This window comes from Paenibacillus sp. 1182 (assembly GCF_017833915.1).
Taxonomy (GTDB): Bacteria; Bacillota; Bacilli; order Paenibacillales; family Paenibacillaceae; genus Paenibacillus; species Paenibacillus polymyxa_D.
The window spans coordinates 86,351-104,186 of the sequence record NZ_JAFICR010000012.1 but is presented as its reverse complement, the minus strand read 5'-3'; the positions used below and the strand labels follow the sequence as shown (position 1 = coordinate 104,186).

Sequence of the window (17,836 nt, the reverse complement as noted above, 5' to 3'; positions counted from 1 at the left end):
AGCTCCCCTTAACATTTCCGCATGTACCAAACAACATATAAAGCCTTTTTTATTGTTTCTACTGAAACAATATTATTGTAATTTAATTGAGAACAATTATCAACCACTTTATTAAAAACATTTCTACCCTTTACTTTAAATCATGCATTCATTTACATTTCATAAAATATAATTGTATAATCGTTAAATGAGACTAAGCTAGAACAAACTCTCCATAGAAGGGATGATCATACATGTCAGATGCCAATCAATTATTCGGTCAAGCGCTGGTTAAATCACTGGTCGGGGAACGTGGACATATTCGAGTAGCTCGGGCTTTACCAGACATTGACGTCGAGCTGGCAGGGAAGAAAAATGCAGAAATGCCTTACAGCATTTATCAACTGCTGAAGCATATGATCTACTGGCAGCAATTTATGCTGGAGCATTTGGAAGGACGGAAGCCCCAGCTTCCGGGCAATGTCATGGAAAGCTGGCCCGAAGAGACTGGACCGCAAAGCGAAGAGGCATGGCAGGCTCTCATTAACGAATTTTTACAGGGCGTAGATCAAGCTGTGCAGATTGCCGAAACCGCGCAACTGGATGATTCACTAGCTCATTTCCCAGGTGAAACGAAAGCAGGACTGCTGCGGAATATCGCTTCCCACAATTCATATCATTTGGGTGAAATCGTACTGCTACGCCGGATCTATGGAGCTTGGCCACCACCAGGAGGTGGCTTTCCAGCTTAAAGGCAACACCACCGCTCTAATCAAGATTCCTTCCATCCGCCGCTTCATACCTCCATCATTGCATTGGGATTTAGGCACCGCGAGGAACTCGCTCGCGTAGCCTATATGGGAACCCGCTAACTCGACTTGAAGCCGTTCATCCGTAATCAAGTGCAATCCGAATAACGGTTCCCATGATGCAAGATCAAAGAGAGGTTTCGAGGTTATGGTGAGACACTTATATTTAAATCGTAATATCGCCTGTATGATCGTGATCAGCCTTATTGCTAACATGAGTGGAAGTATGATCCTTCCACTCTTTGCTATTTATGTAGAGCAATTCGGGATATCCGTACTCGGCATGAGCATTTTATTTTCTCTGTTTTATGTGGGGAGATTTCTTGGTGGAGGCTTGGCAGGACGAATTTATGAAAAGATTGGCGCAAAACGCTTGGGGTTGAGCTTACTCATTGCCGAAATCGCTTGTATGCTCCTGTTTCCGATTGCAACAAGCTTCATCATTTTATCCATACTGAGACTCCTTCAGGGCTTGGTAGCTATAGGGCTAACCGTCTTTGTAAGAGTCACGATCAACCATATGAGCACCGCAGAGAATCGAGGCACGCTCAATGGATATATCAGCAGCAGTGAAGGTGCCGGTATGATTTTAGGGCCTCTTATGAGTGGAGCTATTGTTTCTTATTTTTCTTTATCCATTCCGTTTTATTTCGTTGCTATTTTCTCATGTATATCCTTCGTTGCCGTCTCCAGAATGACCTTCCCCAGTCTCTCCTCCAAACCTCAGCAACAGCACGTACCCCTTCATGAGTCGAAAAGAAAAACCATGCTAACGAAACAGCTACTGCTCTATTCCACCGTTCATTTTCTTGAAATGAGTGCATTCGCTATATTTTTAACGTACTTCTCCATATATGCAACCTACAAGCTCCATTGGAGCCCCGCAGAAATTAGCTTAGCTTTTACAATTATCGGCATATCGACCTTCATCTCAGCGCCCTTTATTGGCAAAATATCTGATCTACTTAAGGATCGCTTGATGCTTTGTATCCTCGGTCTATTGTTGATCATGGTGGAAATCATTTTATTTCTTTGGTTCACTGAACCGTGGATCGTATACTTAGGAATGTTCATCGGAGGTATCGGAGGGGCCAGCTATCTGGATTCCTTTTACTCGCAACTAGGGGATGTTATTCCTGAGGAGAACAGAAGCACATTTATCGGCAACGTCGTATCTTTGTCCGAATTGGGGGCTATTGTGTCTCCGATCATCGCAGGTGTACTCATGGAACGCTTTAGCATCAACACTCCCTTTTACTACAATTTGATTTTGGTGTTGATCGCCATAGTTATCCAATATGTCATTCGATTTAAGTCGAAATCTATAAGAAAAAGGCCAATTGCATAAGCAACTGGCCCCCTTTTTCATCACAGCTCCAACTCAACTGCAACCCCAAAATGATCCGATACAACTGGTCCTGTTTTTCCGTTCAGTACAACGGTCGAGGATTGTACCTGTGCAGCCTTATTGGAGAAGATAAAGTCAATGCGGAGCGGCTCCGCATTACTTTCCCAACCAGCAATAGCTTTAATCACCGTGTGGCCTTCATCACGTACTGCTGCATTCGGATAGGTGTCCGACCAGCCGGATTGCAGTACATAGTCATATCCTTCTCCGCGTACTTCAGCCGCGTTGTTGAAATCACCCATCATGAACACAGGAGTCGGAGCAAAAGAATGTAGCACTTTTGTTGTACGATCCCAGAGTCCACGGAAGGATTCTTCATCATTCCACCAGTTAAAATGTCCACTTACAAACCAAGCCTGCACTCCGTCCACCTCAGTTTGAATACCGACAATTTTACGTGAGCGGTAGTTGTCATAATCCTGTAGCGAGGAAATATATTCGTTCACCGTAGCTGTTATCGGTGTTTTCGACAGAATCGCCAACCCCTCGTCGTATTTGGCAAAACCAACATGCGCGGGAGCCCACGTCCAATGATAGCTATCAGACAATAGCCCGTTCAGCACATAAGCATAGTTATCACGCTTAATGACAACTTCAGGATCTGCGCTATGGTAAGTGCCCAAATCGTCCGCTGACAAAGGAGCCTCTTCCATAGACTGGTTCACTTCCTGTAAAGCAATGACATCAAACTGCTGTTCATCAATAAAAGCAGCCAGTTGCTTTAGCTTATCGTGCTGGTTTTCTTCCATCCAAGCATGTGCATTTAAGGTTAACAACTTCAAAGTAATCACCTGTTGAGTATGTCTTGTATATCTGATTTAAGCACATCAGCCTTCGGTCCGTAAACCGCCTGCACCCCATTATCTACTTTTATCAAGCCCAAGGCACCCAGCGCTTTCCACGTCTTTTCGTCCCCAACGGCATCTGTATCCTTCACCGTCACACGCAGACGGGTCATGCAAGCGTCCACCTCGACAATATTCTGCTCACCCCCAAGTGTCTTGATGATATCCGTAGCCAGTTGGTTTTGAGTGGAAGTAGCTGCCACACCCTCTGTCTTCGTACTCCCTGCCTCGGAAGTCCCTTGAGGCTCCTCATCCGTATAGTTCCCCAGTCTTCCTGGCGTAGCCATTTGGAATTTACCGATCATAAAATAAGCGATAAAGTAGGTTGCTACCGCAAACACCACGCAAGTCAGCACGAAGTTAATAATATCCTGCACCAACCCCGCATTTATAGACAACGGCATTCGGGTCAGCAGTTCAATCATACCAAATGAATGTAAACGCAAATGTATGATGTCGGCCATTCCGAACGCAATACCGGTAAGAATAGCATAAACCACATACAGCACAGGCGCCACGAACATAAACATGAATTCCAGTGGCTCCGTTACCCCTGTTAAAAAGACAGCTGCGGCTGCCGAAAAGATCATCGACTTGTACTTGCCGCGTTTGTCTTTGTCTACACGGCGATACATAGCCACCGCTAGTCCCATAAGGATACCTGCTCCACCAATCATTTGTCCTACCTTGAAGCGGGCAGGCGTCACGCCTTCCAACAAGCTATTGTAGGCTGTCGGATCGGTACCACGAAGCGCACTCAGGTCACTTGCCCAAGCCAGCCACAGCGGGTCTTGCCCGGCAACGACACTTCCTGCCCCGGAACCTGTAAGCGTTGTGTAAACGCCTCCAAGTTGAGTATAGTTAATAGGAACGGTCAGCATATGATGAAGTCCAAAAGGAATCAGCAGTCTTTCCAGTGTACCATAGACAAATGGTGCTACAAAAGGAGCCGATTCTCCCGAAGTCGCCAACCAAATGCCGAACTGATTAATCCCCCCCTGGACAAATGGCCAGACGGCAGACATGATCAAACTTACGATGACAGACCATAAAATCACGACAAAAGGAACAAAACGTTTACCGTTAAAAAAGGCTAAAGCGTCCGGCAGCTTGCGGTAATTATAGTACTTGTTAAATACCACCGCCCCGACGAATCCGGAGATGATACCGACAAACACGCCCATGTTGAGTGCGGGTGCTCCTAAGACAGAGGTGAAATAACCACTGACCGGAATCGATGCACCGAAGAGTGTATGGGTGGTTGCTCCCTCCTGGGTTAACATCTTCGATGATACGCCCAAAATCGTCCCTGTTGAAATATTGATGAGAACAAAGGCAATTAAAGCCGCAAAAGCCCCGCCCGCCCGTTCCTTAGCCCAGGAACCACCTATCGCTACCGCAAATAGAATGTGTAAGTTATTGATAATACCCCAACCCAAATTCTCCATGACCCCGCCGACGGTCAACCAGAAATGAATATCGCCAGCCAACATCGCCACTACTTTACCAAGCGAAATCATAATCCCGGCCGCCGGCATAACAGCAACAACCACAAGCAGTGCCTTCCCAAGCTTTTGCCAAAAATCAAATGATAGAAGTTTTTTCATGCTCGTTCAGTCTCCATCCCTTATAGTATGTATAGCATGGGTAGTACTCAAAAAATATTATGCAATCGGTTGCACAATTATTATAATGATATCGCTTTCTATTAGCAATACCCTAATTGTAAATATCTTGGTTAATAATGATAGAAACACTCGAAAAAACCGCGAATTTGTTGATTTTCGAGCAATATCGTATGATAGAACATAATATTTCCTGCTTGAGATAGCAAAAGGAGACGAAGACGATGGCAGTAACCATCAAAGATGTCGCAAAACGTGCTAATGTTGCTACTTCCACCGTATCCCGCGTCATTCAAGATAGCCCCAAAATCAGCGAAGCTACCAAGGTACGTGTCCGTAAAGAAATGAAGGCGCTTGGCTATGAACCCAACTATTCAGCTCAGAGTCTGGCTAACCGAGTCACACAGTCGATAGGCATTATTATGCCTGAATCGGATGTGGCGATCTTTCAAAATCCTTTCTTTCCGGAAAGTCTTCGCGGGATCAGCGAATGGGTGAACGAGCACAACTATACACTGTCGATTGTCACAGGCAAAACGAATGATGAATTGCTATCCCGCGTAAAGCTGATGACCCGGACCGGACGCGTTGACGGCTACATTGTCCTGTACTCCAAGCAAAAGGATAGCATCGTGGAGTATCTTCACAAAGAAAAAATTCCCTATACCGTAATAGGCAAGCCTCAACAGTTTGTCAGCGAAACCACCCATGTAGACAACGACAACTACCAGGCTGCCAAGGATGTGGTCACTTATTTGACTGGGCTGAATCATCAGCGCATTGCTTATGTTGGCGGTGATCAGGAACACATCGTGAATCTTGAAAGACTCCGAGGCTACCAAGATGCGCTACGAGAGGTTGGCTTGCCTCTACCGAAGGAATACGTGGTCAGAGAACCCTTTAATCTGGAGGACATGCGCGCGTTATTGCAGGCTACCCCGCCGCCTACTGCGATGATCGTTAGCGACGACCTTGTAGCCATGGCCGTACAGAAAATGCTTGCCCAGTTAGGCGTGTCCATGCCAGAGCAGTTATCCATGGTGAGCTTCAATAATCTAATGCTGGCTGAGCTGATGAATCCTCCTCTTACATCCGTGGATATTGATATCTTTACTCTGGGTTATCAGGCTGCCAAAAGCCTGATTGAAAAAATTGAGGATCCCAAGGAACTGACCAAACACATCATTGTGCCCCACCGAATCGTGGAGCGCAAATCCAGCCAGGTACTATGAATCTCTAAGAAATGGACAAGAACTGATTTTGTGGATATCCATAAAATCAGTTTTTTTGCGTTGACAGGGCAAACGGTTGCACTATATACTGAACTCGCTCATATATTGGTCTCGTTAAAACAACGATCTCATTTTCCGAGAGGGGTACGCACTCATGGTTTACAACCGATTATTTGACGTAGATAGTTGGAAGCTGACAACACACGCTCTACATAGCACACACATGCGATTACAGGAAAGCTTAACGTCCATAGGCAACGGTTATATGGGCATGCGCGGCAATTTCGAAGAAACGTATTCAGGGGATCATCATCAGGGAACTTATATCTCCGGTGTATGGTTCCCCGACAAAACAAAGGTCGGCTGGTGGAAAAACGGCTATCCTGAGTATTTTGGTAAGGTCATCAATGCCATGAACTTCATCGGCATCAATCTGATCGTAAACCAAGAGGAAGTAGACTTATTTACGGCACACATCAGCGATTTTGTGCAGGAGTTGGACATGAAACAGGGGATCCTGCGACGCACCTGCACCGTGAACGATCAGGTTCGTATCACTACGGAGCGTTTTCTGAGCATCACCACTCGTGAGCTATGCCTGATTGATTACCAAGCAACGAATATAAGTGAGCAACCTCTAACTATAGAGCTTGTCCCCTATTTGGACGGCAATACGAAGAATGAAGACACGAACTATGATGAGGTTTTTTGGCTGGAGGAGGCCCGAGAGGTTCAGGAACAATTCATTAGCCTGTCCACAACAACTATAGATAATCCCTTCGGTATTCCGCGCTTTACCGTAAACGCTACCATGGGTATTGTGACCGAGGGACAGGATCAGCAGACGACGGAAGAGGGCTTTTTGTATGCTGCTCGCCACTATCAATACAGCGTCGCTCCGGGCGACAGTATCCAGCTGCAAAAATTTGTGGCTGTTACAACTTCACGGGATATGGAAAAGGACGCACTGATTCCACAAGCTGAACGCATCGCCGTAGAAGCTGTGAACAAAGGCTACACTTCTCTTAAACAGGAGCATGTCGCAGCTTGGGCCCGACGTTGGGACAAAGCAGATGTAGAAATAGAGGGCGATACGGAGGCCCAACAGGGAATACGCTTTAACATTTTCCAGCTGTTCTCTACGTACTACGGTGAAGATGCCCGTCTGAACATTGGTCCCAAGGGTTTTACAGGTGAAAAATATGGCGGTGCCACCTATTGGGACACAGAAGCATATGCCGTACCTATGTACCTGGCGCTCGCAGACCCGGATGTAACCCGAAATCTGCTGCTGTATCGCTACCAACAACTTGAGGGTGCCAAGCATAACGCGACCCAGCAAGGACTTCGGGGTGCACTGTACCCTATGGTCACTTTTACGGGTGTGGAATGCCATAACGAATGGGAAATTACCTTCGAGGAAATTCATCGTAACGGTGCCATTGCCTATGCCATTTACAATTACACCAACTATACGGGTGACTTGACCTATCTGCATGACTACGGCGTAGATGTACTGGTCGAAATTAGCCGCTTCTGGGCCGACCGGGTTCATTTTTCCAAAAGTCAGCAGCAGTATATGATCCACGGGGTTACCGGGCCAAACGAATACGAAAATAACGTCAATAACAACTGGTATACCAACACGCTGGCTGCATGGGTTTTGAAATATACATTATCGGTCTTGCCTCAAATTTCGACTGAGAAAGCGCAGCGCCTGGCAGTTACGGCTGATGAGCTTGCACATTGGCAGGATATCGTCACTCACATGTATTATCCCTATGATGAGGAGCGGGAAGTCTTCGTACAACACGATACCTTTATGGATAAGGATTTGCAGCCTGTATCCGCCCTTGATCCCAGCAACCTTCCACTAAACCAGAAATGGTCATGGGATAAAATCCTGCGTTCATGCTTCATTAAGCAGGCAGATGTGCTGCAAGGGCTGTATTTCTTTGGAGACCAGTTCACACTGGAGGAAAAAGCGCGCAATTTTGCATTTTACGAGCCCATGACTGTTCATGAATCCAGTCTGTCTCCTTCTATACACGCCGTGCTGGCCGCCGAACTCAAAATGGAGGAAAAAGCAGTCGAGATGTATAAGCGGACGGCCCGTCTGGATCTGGATAACTATAATAACGATACCGAAGACGGCCTTCATATCACTTCCATGACGGGAAGCTGGCTGGCGATTGTACAGGGATTTGCCGGGATGAGAACCTATAATGAAACATTAAGCTTCTCCCCCTTCTTGCCTCAAGACTGGACCAAATATACGTTTAAAATCAACTATCGCGGTCGCTTGCTAAGTATTCTCGTACAGGAAAATGAAGTGATCATTACCCTGTTGGATGGAGAACCGCTGACGCTGGAGCTGTATGGACAGCCAACGCACATTACCAGTGGGCGGCCGTTAATGACGAACAGCGTTTCATAAATCGGGTAGACAGGGGGGAAAGCAAATGAAGGCAGTCATTTTTGATCTGGACGGAGTCATCACAGATACCGCCGAATATCATTTTCAGGCATGGGGCAGCTTGGCGGCAGCGTTAAACATCCCTTTTGATCGGGAATTTAATGAACAGTTAAAAGGAATCAGCCGTACGGAATCGCTCGACAAAATACTGGCGCGCGGTAACCTGTCCAATACGTTTTCAGAAGAAGGCAAGCAAGAACTGGCCACACGGAAAAATACGGAGTATCAGCGGCTCATCTCAGCTGTAACTCCCTCGGACATTCTTCCAGGCATTAAAGCGCTTCTGACAGAACTTCGTGAAGCCCGAATCGGCATCGCTCTGGCCTCTGCAAGTAAAAATGCAGCGTTTATCCTGGAGCGACTGGAGCTAGCGTACTATTTTGACAGTGTGGTGGATGTTACCGCCATTCGGCATGGCAAGCCTGACCCGGAAATTTTCCTTACTGGAGCTGCAAATCTGGGCGTTCAGCCTGCCGATTGTATCGGTATAGAGGACGCACAGGCTGGCATACAGGCGATCAAGGGCGCCGGGATGTTTGCGGTCGGTGTAGGAACACCTTCACAAATGCAAGGGGCAGATATCGTGGTAGCCACGACTGCCGAGCTTTCTCTGAGCATGTTGGAGGCACATTTTTACGAGTTCAAAAAGTGACTCCACTCGGAGGAATTTATATGGCGTTATCTCTAGGATAGAGTACCCTCGCCTCATAAGTATGACCAAAAACGGACACCACTGGTGTTCGTTTTTGTTTACATATACCCAAAAAACTCCCTCTGTCTCTCGCGTCTTCAGCTCCTCTATCGTTGAACACATTAGATTACCATTCCATGAATATTTATTACCATTTTACACATATTACATGCATAACTTTTGAAGGAGGAGGAGTCATGGCAAGATCACTCGAGGCGAAATTGGACCATCTACAAAAGACCCTGGGTCATCTTCCTGATGTCGTCTTCAAGAAAATGAATGTGGGTCAAACGGGAATTCATGTAATTATGATCTATCTCTCTGGTATTGCGGATACGAGCATCATTAACGAACAAATCGTCAAGCCGCTCATTTTAACTGGAATTCGTGAAAGTCACTCCCAAGTTAATCCCGAGAAAATAAAGGAGGAGCTGATACAGCAGACAGCATTTACGATCGATATGGAAGAAGAGACAGACCTTGAGACGTGTGTACACGAAGTGTTATCGGGAAATACCTGTCTGCTGATCGAAGGAACCGATGAAGTCTTTTTTGCGTCTACGGGCCAGTTTCCGTCGCGAAGTGTCGATGAACCAAGCACTGAAACTTTGGTTAGAGGACCGAGAGAAGGTTTTATTGAAGATTTGCAAAGCAACCTGGCAATGGTAAGGCGGCATATCAAAGATCTAAGTTTCAAAATAGATAAAATGACCATAGGAAGGAGATCCTCACGGAAGTTAGCGATCCTGTACATATCAGATATCGCAAATCCGGAGCTAGTTCAGGAAGTTAAACGGAGAGTCGAAACGATTGATGTGGACGATGCTTCCGATACCGGGATTATTGAGCAATGGATTGAGGAACATTCATGGTCTCCGTTCCCACAGATCCAAGCCTCTGAACGCTCGGATAAAGCTATAAATGCTTTAATGTCCGGAAGAGTTGTCATTATGCTTGATGGCACTCCTTTTGTCCTGATTGCTCCCATGACCTTCTGGATGCTGGCTCAATCCCCAGAGGATTATTACGAGCGTTTTCCTTTAGGAACATTTTTCCGCATGCTTCGTTTAACGGCTCTGTTCATTGCAACATTCCTGCCTTCGCTGTACGTTGCACTTATTTCTTTTCATCCTGGATTAATCCCACCTGAGCTAGTGATGTCTATCGTTGCCTCAAGGGAAGGGATTCCTTTTCCCGTTTTTGTGGAAGCTCTAATTATGGAGTTAGCATTGGAAATACTGCGCGAGGCAAGTCTACGGCTACCTAAAGGCATAGGACAAGTCATCGGGATTGTAGGCGGTCTTGTGATTGGACAAGCCGCTGTCGAGGCGGCGATCGTAAGTGCTTTTCTGATTATTGTCGTTGGTCTTACTGCCATTGCGTCCTTTGCAAGCCCGCAGTACAGCGGCAGTATTGGAATCCGGCTTCTTCGTTTCCCCATTATGATGATCGCAGGGATTTATGGGCTGTATGGAGTAATTTTAGCCTTTATTTGTTTAGGCGTACACATGGTCCAGATCAAAAGCTTTGGAGTTCCTTACATGTCACCCCTAGCCCCAATTCGGCTAAGAGATCAACAAGATACTTTGGTTCGGGTTCCTTTTAAATATCTCAAAAAACGCCCTATGATGCTAAAGACACAGGACGAAATACAATCTAACAGAAAAAGGAAGTAAACCTATGCTCTCTTACATCTTTCTGTTTCGTCGAACCCTATGGGCGCAAAAATGCTTTGCTGCATGGATCGCATGTGCTGCTCTCCTCACCGGTTGTTGGGATAGCAGAGAGATCGATAACTTGAGTATTATTCAAGGCGTCGCCATTGATACGGATCAGCAGGATATGCTGGAACTTACCTACCAGCACTTAATAGCGCAGAAATCCAGAAAAAATATGTATAGCAACGTAACAACCTTTAACAAAGATTCAATCCAGTCTGCTTCCAGGGAACAGGCCAAGCAGGTATCCCGTGCTCCTTTATATAGTTTTATTCGCTTGATTTTGATTAGTGACCAAGCTATACAAAAAACAAGAATCGACCAATTGTTAGATACGTTTACTCGCTCCTATAAACCGAGTCGAAAATCACTTGTTATGATCGTAAAAGGCAATGCGAAAGAAGCGCTCAATAAGATTGGCAAACATAAAGAGATACCTTCCATTGACCTTGAAGCATTGGCCAAAAATAGTGATTTCAACTCAAAAATACCTTATAGAATAACATTAGGGGAAATGTCTACACATATCTCACAAGGAGCTGACTTCCTCATTCAATGCCTAGAAAGCAATGACGGCAATCACTTCTCAGGAGCAGCTCTGGTCAGCGGCAAAACGAAGAAATTTGCTTTTTGGCTGGACGAAGAGGATGTTATCGGAATCAACTGGATGCTGGGAAAAACGAAGGGTTCCATTATTAAAGTTGAGGACCCAAAGACGAAGCAACACATGGTCTTTGAAGTTGAGGATGCCCATAGTAAACTTATTCCCCACCTTAATGGACAGGATCTCTCATTCACAGTTCGTATCAAAACAGATATCAAGCTAAACGAAAACTCGGTTACTTCTGTAGACTTCCTGAAGGAATCATTCATCCGAACCGCCAAAGAAGCGGCGCAAGATGAAATCAAACAGACCATATCCCAATCGCTAAACACACTTCAGAAAGAAATGAGAGCAGATGTAGTCGGTTTTGGCACAAAAGTAAAAGTGAACTATCCCGCTTACTGGGATCGGGTAAAGGAAAATTGGCAAAATACATTCAGTCAAATACCAATCGATGTTCAGGCTGAAGTACAGATTGAACGAACAGGTGCTTATACAAAAGGAGAGGAAGAGTAATGTCCAACATACCTTCCATGAAACAGGAAAAAATCTCTACCCTTCAAGCCTTACTTACAGTCACTTCGACCGTGTACGCTGTGGGAATTGTCAGTTTGCCAAGAACCATCGCGGAAAAGACACAAACGCCCGACGTGTGGCAGGGACTTTTGCTGGCAAGTCTGCTTGGGGTAGGCATCGTTTTTATCCATTTTAAACTGTGCCGGAGATTTCCAGGGAAGACGTTCTATGAGCTCAATCCTGTGATCGCGGGTAAATTCATCGGCCTGCTCATCAATATTGCATTTATTGTACATTGCACGATGATATGCTCTTTTGTATGTAGAATGATGGCGGAATTCCTCAAAGGTCTTGCACTGGAGAGAACCCCAATAAGTATGATTCTCTTACCGTTTCTTCTGCTTATTGGGTATTTGACCTGGGGCGGTCTCCATGCAATGGTTCGATTGATCGAACTTTTTTTCCCTTTAACCCTTATTGTTTTTTTATTGTTGGTCGTTCTTAATGTCAACCATTTCAATCTTGATAATTTGCGCCCTGTTTTCCATAAAGGATGGCGACCGATCTTTGAATCACTTAAAGTTATACCTTTCTCTACATTGGGTTTTGAATCCATCCTTATATTAACTAATGTGATGACCCACCCCCAAAAAGCATGGAAGGCTGGGTCAATCGGCTACTCGATTGCAATGGGTTTGTATATTTTAATGGTAACGATGGTCGTCGGCTGTATGTCAGTTGAGGAAGTTTCCCGACTGCAATGGCCAGTCGTTTCTTTTGCACAGCAAATTGAATTCCCCGGCGCGTTCCTGGAACGATTTGAAATATTATTTATCATTTTGTGGACGATCAAAATTTTCATGACCGCCTCAAACTATTATTTCTATATTGTAACGGGGATCAGCCAGCTCACCCAAAAGTGGAACGGGTATATCTGTTATCTCCCGTTAATTATATTATTTTGCCTGAGCATGTATCCCCAAAATTTTGTTGAGATAGGCAACTTCGATAAAATAATAGGTTATTTTGGAATTGCTGTATGCGCAGTAGTACCCTTGGTGCTTCTTGTTATCTCTATGGTCTTCCATCGAACAGAGAATCCGGGTGGGAAACAATAGAGAATGCCTCCCCATTCTTGCTGATGAGACTCAAGCCTTCTTACGCCACAGCGTAAGAGGGCTTTTTACTGCACTTGGCGGTTATACTTCGAAATTTTCCAACTGCTCCCTCCACTCAATTTATATTCATGAACTGATATAATGGAAGAGTTAAGCTATACCAGATCAACTATTCTCTCTTAGGAGACTAATGCATATGAAACCAACCTATCTTATGGATGATATACAGTGGCAACAGCTTATTCAAAACGTGGCTGACCATTTTAATGATGTGACGATCAAACGAGGTTTCCAATATTTTAAGCAAGGAAAGGTAAAAGAATTCGCAATGCCTGATGCCGATCATATTGCAGCTGTCGTGGATGGAAGCGAGCTATACGAGGTGGATCTCCACTTGAGCGCTTTTGCTGCCAGCAGATGTACATGCCCTGTCCACGCCAACTGCAAGCATATGATCGCCGTACTACTGAATTACGCGAATGAACAGGAACGTTCTGTACATGCTTTAGTGAACGCTCATTCGGCGGGATTCACTCGATTGGCGACAAAAGCTGACACGCGTAACACACCTCCTTCCCGGTCGAATCTTTTACCGGATCACAAGGAAACAACAAGAAACGCCCTCAGTAAAACTGCAAGTAAAATACCGGACATGCCCATTTCAGAGTGGCATGATCTGTTCGATCAGTGTATCGCCCTTAACCATGTAAACACACAAAACTCCCAATTTGTCCAAAGCGCTTTAGCCTCGATCTATGCTGTGAAGCCGCCGCTTTCACCCGGCATGCAACAGCTATACGGACTGCATGCTCATCTGCGTGTGCTGGAAAAGCTGGTACCTCAGTCTTCCATGCCAGGCTATCCCTCTCATACCTATATGGGGTATTACACGCAAATTGCTGCCGATGAGCTTAAAGAAGCGATCGAGCGTGATTTTGAGAGTCCACTGGAGCTGACCGATGAACCGATGCAAGAAGCCCGTATGGCAGAAACCTTAGCCTATTTACGCCGAAAAATGCTGACAGAATCGCGTAACGGTACTTATTTTTCAGACGCGTATTATCAGTTTTGGCTGTACTGGGTGCATCCCGTAAGACAGGACTCCAGCATATATACGGAGGAATTACAGCATTTGCAGGCGGCTGAGGAGGATCTCGGCACTACTTTAGCAAGGCTTCCGTGGATGTTGGCTCGCAGCTGGATGCATATTTTCCAATCGCAGGATAATGAAGCCTGGGTACTTCTTCAGGAAGCGGAACGAGCTTTTCCACTAAAAATCTCTTCCAACCAATTGCTTTTGTTCTTACAGGCGTTGCGTAAAGCTGAGAATTGGGCACGCCTCAAGGACGGACTGCGGCATATCGGTCCCCTGCTTCACAGTCATCGGGATGACCATTTACAGGATTATATGCATGATTGGGATGTGGTTTTGCAGCACCTTCCAGAAGCGGAGCAGGACATGTGGGACACGCTGGTGGGTATGCTTCCATTTGCCGGAGGAATGTATGAAGAGGCACTGCTTGCTCACGAGAAATGGCGGTCATGGATCGACTATCAGCTAAGCATACGCAGTGAACCTTTGAGTTTTCGAGTGAGCGTGTTACAGCCCATTGAAAAGAACGCGCCTGAGTTACTACTCCCCTTTTACCATCAAGCGGTAGAACGCTATGTGCTAGAAAAAAACAGATCCAGCTATAAAGCAGCAGTCAAGCTATTAAAGCGGCTGTTCAAGCTGTACAAGAAAATGAAGCAAGAATCACGCTGGGAGCTGTTCTTTACGACCTTCACCAGCCGTCATAGCCGCCTGCGGGCGCTACAGGAGGAATTGCGGAAAGGGAAATTGTTATCATGAGTCAATATACCGAAACGATTACCGTGCATATCCAATTAACTACCTATGGAGACGCGCTGATCTATGGCGATTCCTCCATGAACTATAGCATTTCCGGCCAAATTCTGAAGCAGCGTTTGTTTGCTTGGCATGAGGCTTCGTTTTATGGCACCGAGCTGGAGATTCAACATGTTCAAGACACGGATATTATCCTGCTGCCTTCGGAGCAGGTGATTCCTTTTCTGGCAGAGCGCGAGCTTCTAAAGCATATCGAATGGATCTGGGACGAGGCCCATGCCCCATGGCTTCAGCTGATCCCTTCGCTTGCTCACTGTATTGAAGCGAAAGCCTATGTGCCCAGCTTCACGGCGTTCCAGGCAGGGAAGCTGCAATGGGAATGGGATGCGGAAGCACTGGAAAACATCCAGCCGGCAGAGCTTGCTTTGCTAGGCAACTTGGAGAAGGACGAACAAGATGGGCTGATAGCGGCGTTCTCGGCTGCCGTATTTCAACGCTGGTACGGCACCGAAGCGGAAGCCGCCGATTTGCGAAGAGAATATCCGATTCTCTTCGCCTCCAACCGCCCAGCCGCGGCGGGTCTAGACGCGCGGGCCTGGCTCATCGCCATCGGCTGGAAAGCCGATACCGCGCCCTTTCGGCCGCTTCTGCAACTGCTGGAGCCAGAGCTGGAGGACGACGAGCCGTCCTGGCAGCTCAAGCTTGTGTTGCAGGACAAGCAAGACCCGGCGTTGCTGGTGTCTGTACAGCTCGCCGATGATGGGTATGCATCCGGCTCATGGCCCGATGCCTGGACAGCACATGTCCGTGAGCGCTCAGCCGGGTGGCTAGAAGGCTTGACCTCGATTTTGCCTGCCGGGCAGCGTGCCGGAAGCCGTGATGACGTGCTGAATCGCCCGCTCTCCGACGAAGCGGCGTGGCAATTCCTGACGACCGACAGCCAACGTCTGCTGGAAAGCGGTTGGCAAGTGCTGCTCCCGGCTTGGTGGGAGGCAGCTACCCGCAAGAAGCCGAAGCTGCGGGCCAAGGTACGCCCGGGCGAAGGGGCGGGAGAGCGCACGAAGGGCAGCTCGCTGTTCGGACTGGACTCGATTGTCCAGTTCGATTGGCGCGTTGCCATTGGCGATGCCGATCTGAGCGAGTCGGAATTCGCCGAGCTGGTCGCTCGCAACGAGCGCTTGGTTCGCTTTCGCGGGCAATGGATCGCGCTCGACCCTGCGCTGCTGGCGCAGATCCGCCGGGCTATGGCCGGGATCGACAGCGCTCAGGGATTGTCCTTTCAGGACATCCTGCAGCTCCACCTGCTCGGCAACGCCGACGATCCTGAAGGCGACGCCTCGAGTGAGCAGCCGGAGGATGCGGCACGCTTCCGGCTGGAAGTCGAGCTGAATGCCCATCTGCTGAAGCTGATCAGCCAGCTCGGACGGCAGTCAGAATGGCCTGCATTGGACGTGCCGGACGGGCTGCAAGCCGAGCTGCGGACGTATCAGAGGGACGGGTACGCATGGCTTGCCTTTTTACGGCGTTTTGGACTGGGGGCCTGTCTGGCCGATGACATGGGACTTGGTAAAACGGTGCAATTTATTACTTATTTACTGCACTTACAGGAAATTGCCGCTGAGACGGGTGTCCGCTCCAGTTCGCTGCTGATTTGCCCGACGTCGGTGCTGGGCAACTGGCAGAAGGAACTCAGCCGCTTCGCCCCTTCATTGAAGGTGATGCTGCACTATGGAAGCAGGCGGAAGCAGGGAGACTTGTTCCGTGAAGAAGTAGAGCAGGCTGATGTCATCCTGACCTCCTTTGCTACGGCAACCCTGGATCAAGAGCTGCTACAAAGCATGACCTGGGATTCGGTCTGCCTGGATGAAGCGCAAAACATTAAAAATGCGCAAACCAAGCAATCCACAGCCGTGCGCAGCTTTCCTGCACGTCATCGGATTGCGTTGACCGGGACACCTATTGAAAATCGATTGTCCGAGCTGTGGTCCATTTATGATTTTATCAATCCAGGTTATCTGGGCAGCTCACGCGCCTTTAGCAATCGTTTTATGAATGCTATTGAGAAGGAACATAACGAGCAGCGCACATTAGATTTGCAAAAGCTGGTTCAGCCCTTCATGCTGCGGCGCAAGAAGAAGGACCCTGCTATACAGCTTGATTTGCCTGACAAGAATGAGATGAAAACCTACATTCATCTGACCTCTGAGCAGGGCGCGCTCTATGACCAGATTGTCAAAGAGTTGATGGAACGGATGCAGAAGCTGGAAGGGATTGAACGGAAAGGAGCCATTTTATCCGCCCTTACCCAGTTGAAGCAGCTTTGCGACCACCCAGCCCTCTTAACCAAGGAGGCACTCCCGGATGCAGCGGCTTCCGGTTATAGTCAGTCCGATCTTGAGACGGTCATTAGCCGTTCATCCAAGCTAGAGCGCATTCTGGCTATGGTCAAGGAACTGCGGGAGGAGGGCGAGCGCTGCCTTATTTTTACACAGTATATTGGTATGGGGCAGATGCTCCAGCGGGTACTCGCTCAGGAGCTGCAAGAGCCTGTGCTCTATCTGAACGGTAGCACGTCCAAAACGGCGCGTGACCGAATGATTGATCAATTCCAATCTCACACGCTCCCCCCTGCCGAGCAGCCATCCGTGTTTATTTTGTCGCTCAAAGCCGGGGGGGTGGGCCTGAATCTGACGGCAGCCAACCACGTCTTTCACTTTGATCGCTGGTGGAATCCGGCTGTTGAAAATCAGGCCACAGACCGAGCCTATCGGATGGGACAAACGAAGGATGTACAGGTGCACAAATTTATCTCGCTGGGCACGCTGGAGGAACGCATTGATGAAATGCTGGAGAGCAAGCAGCAGCTTAGCGACCAAATCATAACCAGTACCGAAGGCTGGATTACTGAGCTGTCTACAGACGCGTTAAAAGACCTCTTTACGCTACGGCGCGAGTGGGCATAATGA

General features: G+C 47.4%; 12 protein-coding genes. 10 read left to right on the top strand and 2 right to left on the bottom strand.

Annotated features, from left to right (window positions below; translation table 11 throughout):
* The first annotated feature begins 233 nt into the window (after nt 1-233).
* Both JOD82_RS22155 and JOD82_RS22150 read left to right on the top strand, forming a co-directional pair.
* Nucleotides 234-731: a DinB family protein gene (locus JOD82_RS22155; RefSeq protein ID WP_039274097.1), complete on the top strand. Its 498-nt coding sequence runs from the start codon at nt 234-236 to the stop codon at nt 729-731.
* A gap of 205 nt (nt 732-936) precedes the next feature.
* Entirely contained in the window at nt 937-2,136 is a 1,200-nt protein-coding gene (locus JOD82_RS22150; RefSeq protein ID WP_069010147.1) for an MFS transporter, read from the top strand.
* Nucleotides 2,137-2,156: 20 nt separating this feature from the next.
* On the opposite strand, the gene JOD82_RS22145 is transcribed toward JOD82_RS22150, so the two are convergent.
* Complete coding sequence (locus JOD82_RS22145) at nt 2,157-2,978, bottom strand: endonuclease/exonuclease/phosphatase family protein (RefSeq protein WP_069010148.1); 822 nt, start codon at nt 2,976-2,978, stop codon at nt 2,157-2,159.
* A 5-nt stretch (nt 2,979-2,983) separates the two neighbouring features.
* Nucleotides 2,984-4,648 (bottom strand): PTS transporter subunit IIBC, encoded by a 1,665-nt coding sequence (locus JOD82_RS22140; RefSeq protein WP_069010149.1) that lies wholly within the window; start codon nt 4,646-4,648, stop codon nt 2,984-2,986.
* A 242-nt stretch (nt 4,649-4,890) separates the two neighbouring features.
* On the opposite strand from JOD82_RS22140, the gene JOD82_RS22135 reads away from it, so the two are divergent.
* The 8 genes from JOD82_RS22135 (at nt 4,891) to JOD82_RS22100 (ending at nt 17,833) form a co-directional block, all read left to right on the top strand.
* Nucleotides 4,891-5,898 (top strand): LacI family DNA-binding transcriptional regulator, encoded by a 1,008-nt coding sequence (locus JOD82_RS22135; RefSeq protein ID WP_069010150.1) that lies wholly within the window; start codon nt 4,891-4,893, stop codon nt 5,896-5,898.
* Nucleotides 5,899-6,052: 154 nt separating this feature from the next.
* Nucleotides 6,053-8,335, top strand: coding sequence for a glycoside hydrolase family 65 protein (locus JOD82_RS22130; RefSeq protein ID WP_029516900.1), 2,283 nt, complete (start codon nt 6,053-6,055; stop codon nt 8,333-8,335).
* A 25-nt stretch (nt 8,336-8,360) separates the two neighbouring features.
* Nucleotides 8,361-9,026, top strand: a complete 666-nt coding sequence (gene pgmB, locus JOD82_RS22125; RefSeq protein ID WP_029516901.1) for a beta-phosphoglucomutase — start codon at nt 8,361-8,363, stop codon at nt 9,024-9,026.
* A 236-nt stretch (nt 9,027-9,262) separates the two neighbouring features.
* Nucleotides 9,263-10,741 carry a spore germination protein gene (locus JOD82_RS22120; protein WP_029516902.1) on the top strand — a complete coding sequence of 493 codons (1,479 nt, stop codon included), beginning with the start codon at nt 9,263-9,265 and terminating at the stop codon, nt 10,739-10,741.
* Between the two features lie 4 nt (nt 10,742-10,745).
* Nucleotides 10,746-11,903, top strand: a complete 1,158-nt coding sequence (locus tag JOD82_RS22115; protein ID WP_069010151.1) for a Ger(x)C family spore germination protein — start codon at nt 10,746-10,748, stop codon at nt 11,901-11,903.
* Nucleotides 11,903-13,021 (top strand): GerAB/ArcD/ProY family transporter, encoded by a 1,119-nt coding sequence (locus JOD82_RS22110; protein ID WP_069010152.1) that lies wholly within the window; start codon nt 11,903-11,905, stop codon nt 13,019-13,021. The genes JOD82_RS22115 and JOD82_RS22110 overlap by 1 nt, the downstream gene beginning before the upstream one ends.
* Before the next feature lie 196 nt (nt 13,022-13,217).
* Complete coding sequence (locus tag JOD82_RS22105; RefSeq protein WP_069010153.1) at nt 13,218-14,873, top strand: SWIM zinc finger family protein; 1,656 nt, start codon at nt 13,218-13,220, stop codon at nt 14,871-14,873.
* Nucleotides 14,870-17,833 (top strand): DEAD/DEAH box helicase, encoded by a 2,964-nt coding sequence (locus JOD82_RS22100; protein WP_209949927.1) that lies wholly within the window; start codon nt 14,870-14,872, stop codon nt 17,831-17,833. Before JOD82_RS22105 ends, JOD82_RS22100 begins: the two co-directional genes overlap by 4 nt.
* The last annotated feature ends 3 nt before the right edge of the window (nt 17,834-17,836 follow it).

Bases quoted from the DNA above. Each gene is read 5' to 3' on its own strand.
- JOD82_RS22115 (WP_069010151.1), top strand. From the start codon at position 10,746: ATGCTCTCTTACATCTTTCTGTTTCGTCGAACCCTATGGGCGCAAAAA.
- JOD82_RS22120 (WP_029516902.1), top strand. From the start codon at position 9,263: ATGGCAAGATCACTCGAGGCGAAATTGGACCATCTACAAAAGACCCTG.
- JOD82_RS22150 (WP_069010147.1), top strand. From the start codon at position 937: ATGGTGAGACACTTATATTTAAATCGTAATATCGCCTGTATGATCGTG.
- JOD82_RS22110 (WP_069010152.1), top strand. From the start codon at position 11,903: ATGTCCAACATACCTTCCATGAAACAGGAAAAAATCTCTACCCTTCAA.
- JOD82_RS22105 (WP_069010153.1), top strand. From the start codon at position 13,218: ATGAAACCAACCTATCTTATGGATGATATACAGTGGCAACAGCTTATT.
- JOD82_RS22135 (WP_069010150.1), top strand. From the start codon at position 4,891: ATGGCAGTAACCATCAAAGATGTCGCAAAACGTGCTAATGTTGCTACT.
- pgmB (WP_029516901.1), top strand. From the start codon at position 8,361: ATGAAGGCAGTCATTTTTGATCTGGACGGAGTCATCACAGATACCGCC.
- JOD82_RS22100 (WP_209949927.1), top strand. From the start codon at position 14,870: ATGAGTCAATATACCGAAACGATTACCGTGCATATCCAATTAACTACC.
- JOD82_RS22140 (WP_069010149.1), bottom strand. From the start codon at position 4,648: ATGAAAAAACTTCTATCATTTGATTTTTGGCAAAAGCTTGGGAAGGCA.
- JOD82_RS22130 (WP_029516900.1), top strand. From the start codon at position 6,053: ATGGTTTACAACCGATTATTTGACGTAGATAGTTGGAAGCTGACAACA.
- JOD82_RS22155 (WP_039274097.1), top strand. From the start codon at position 234: ATGTCAGATGCCAATCAATTATTCGGTCAAGCGCTGGTTAAATCACTG.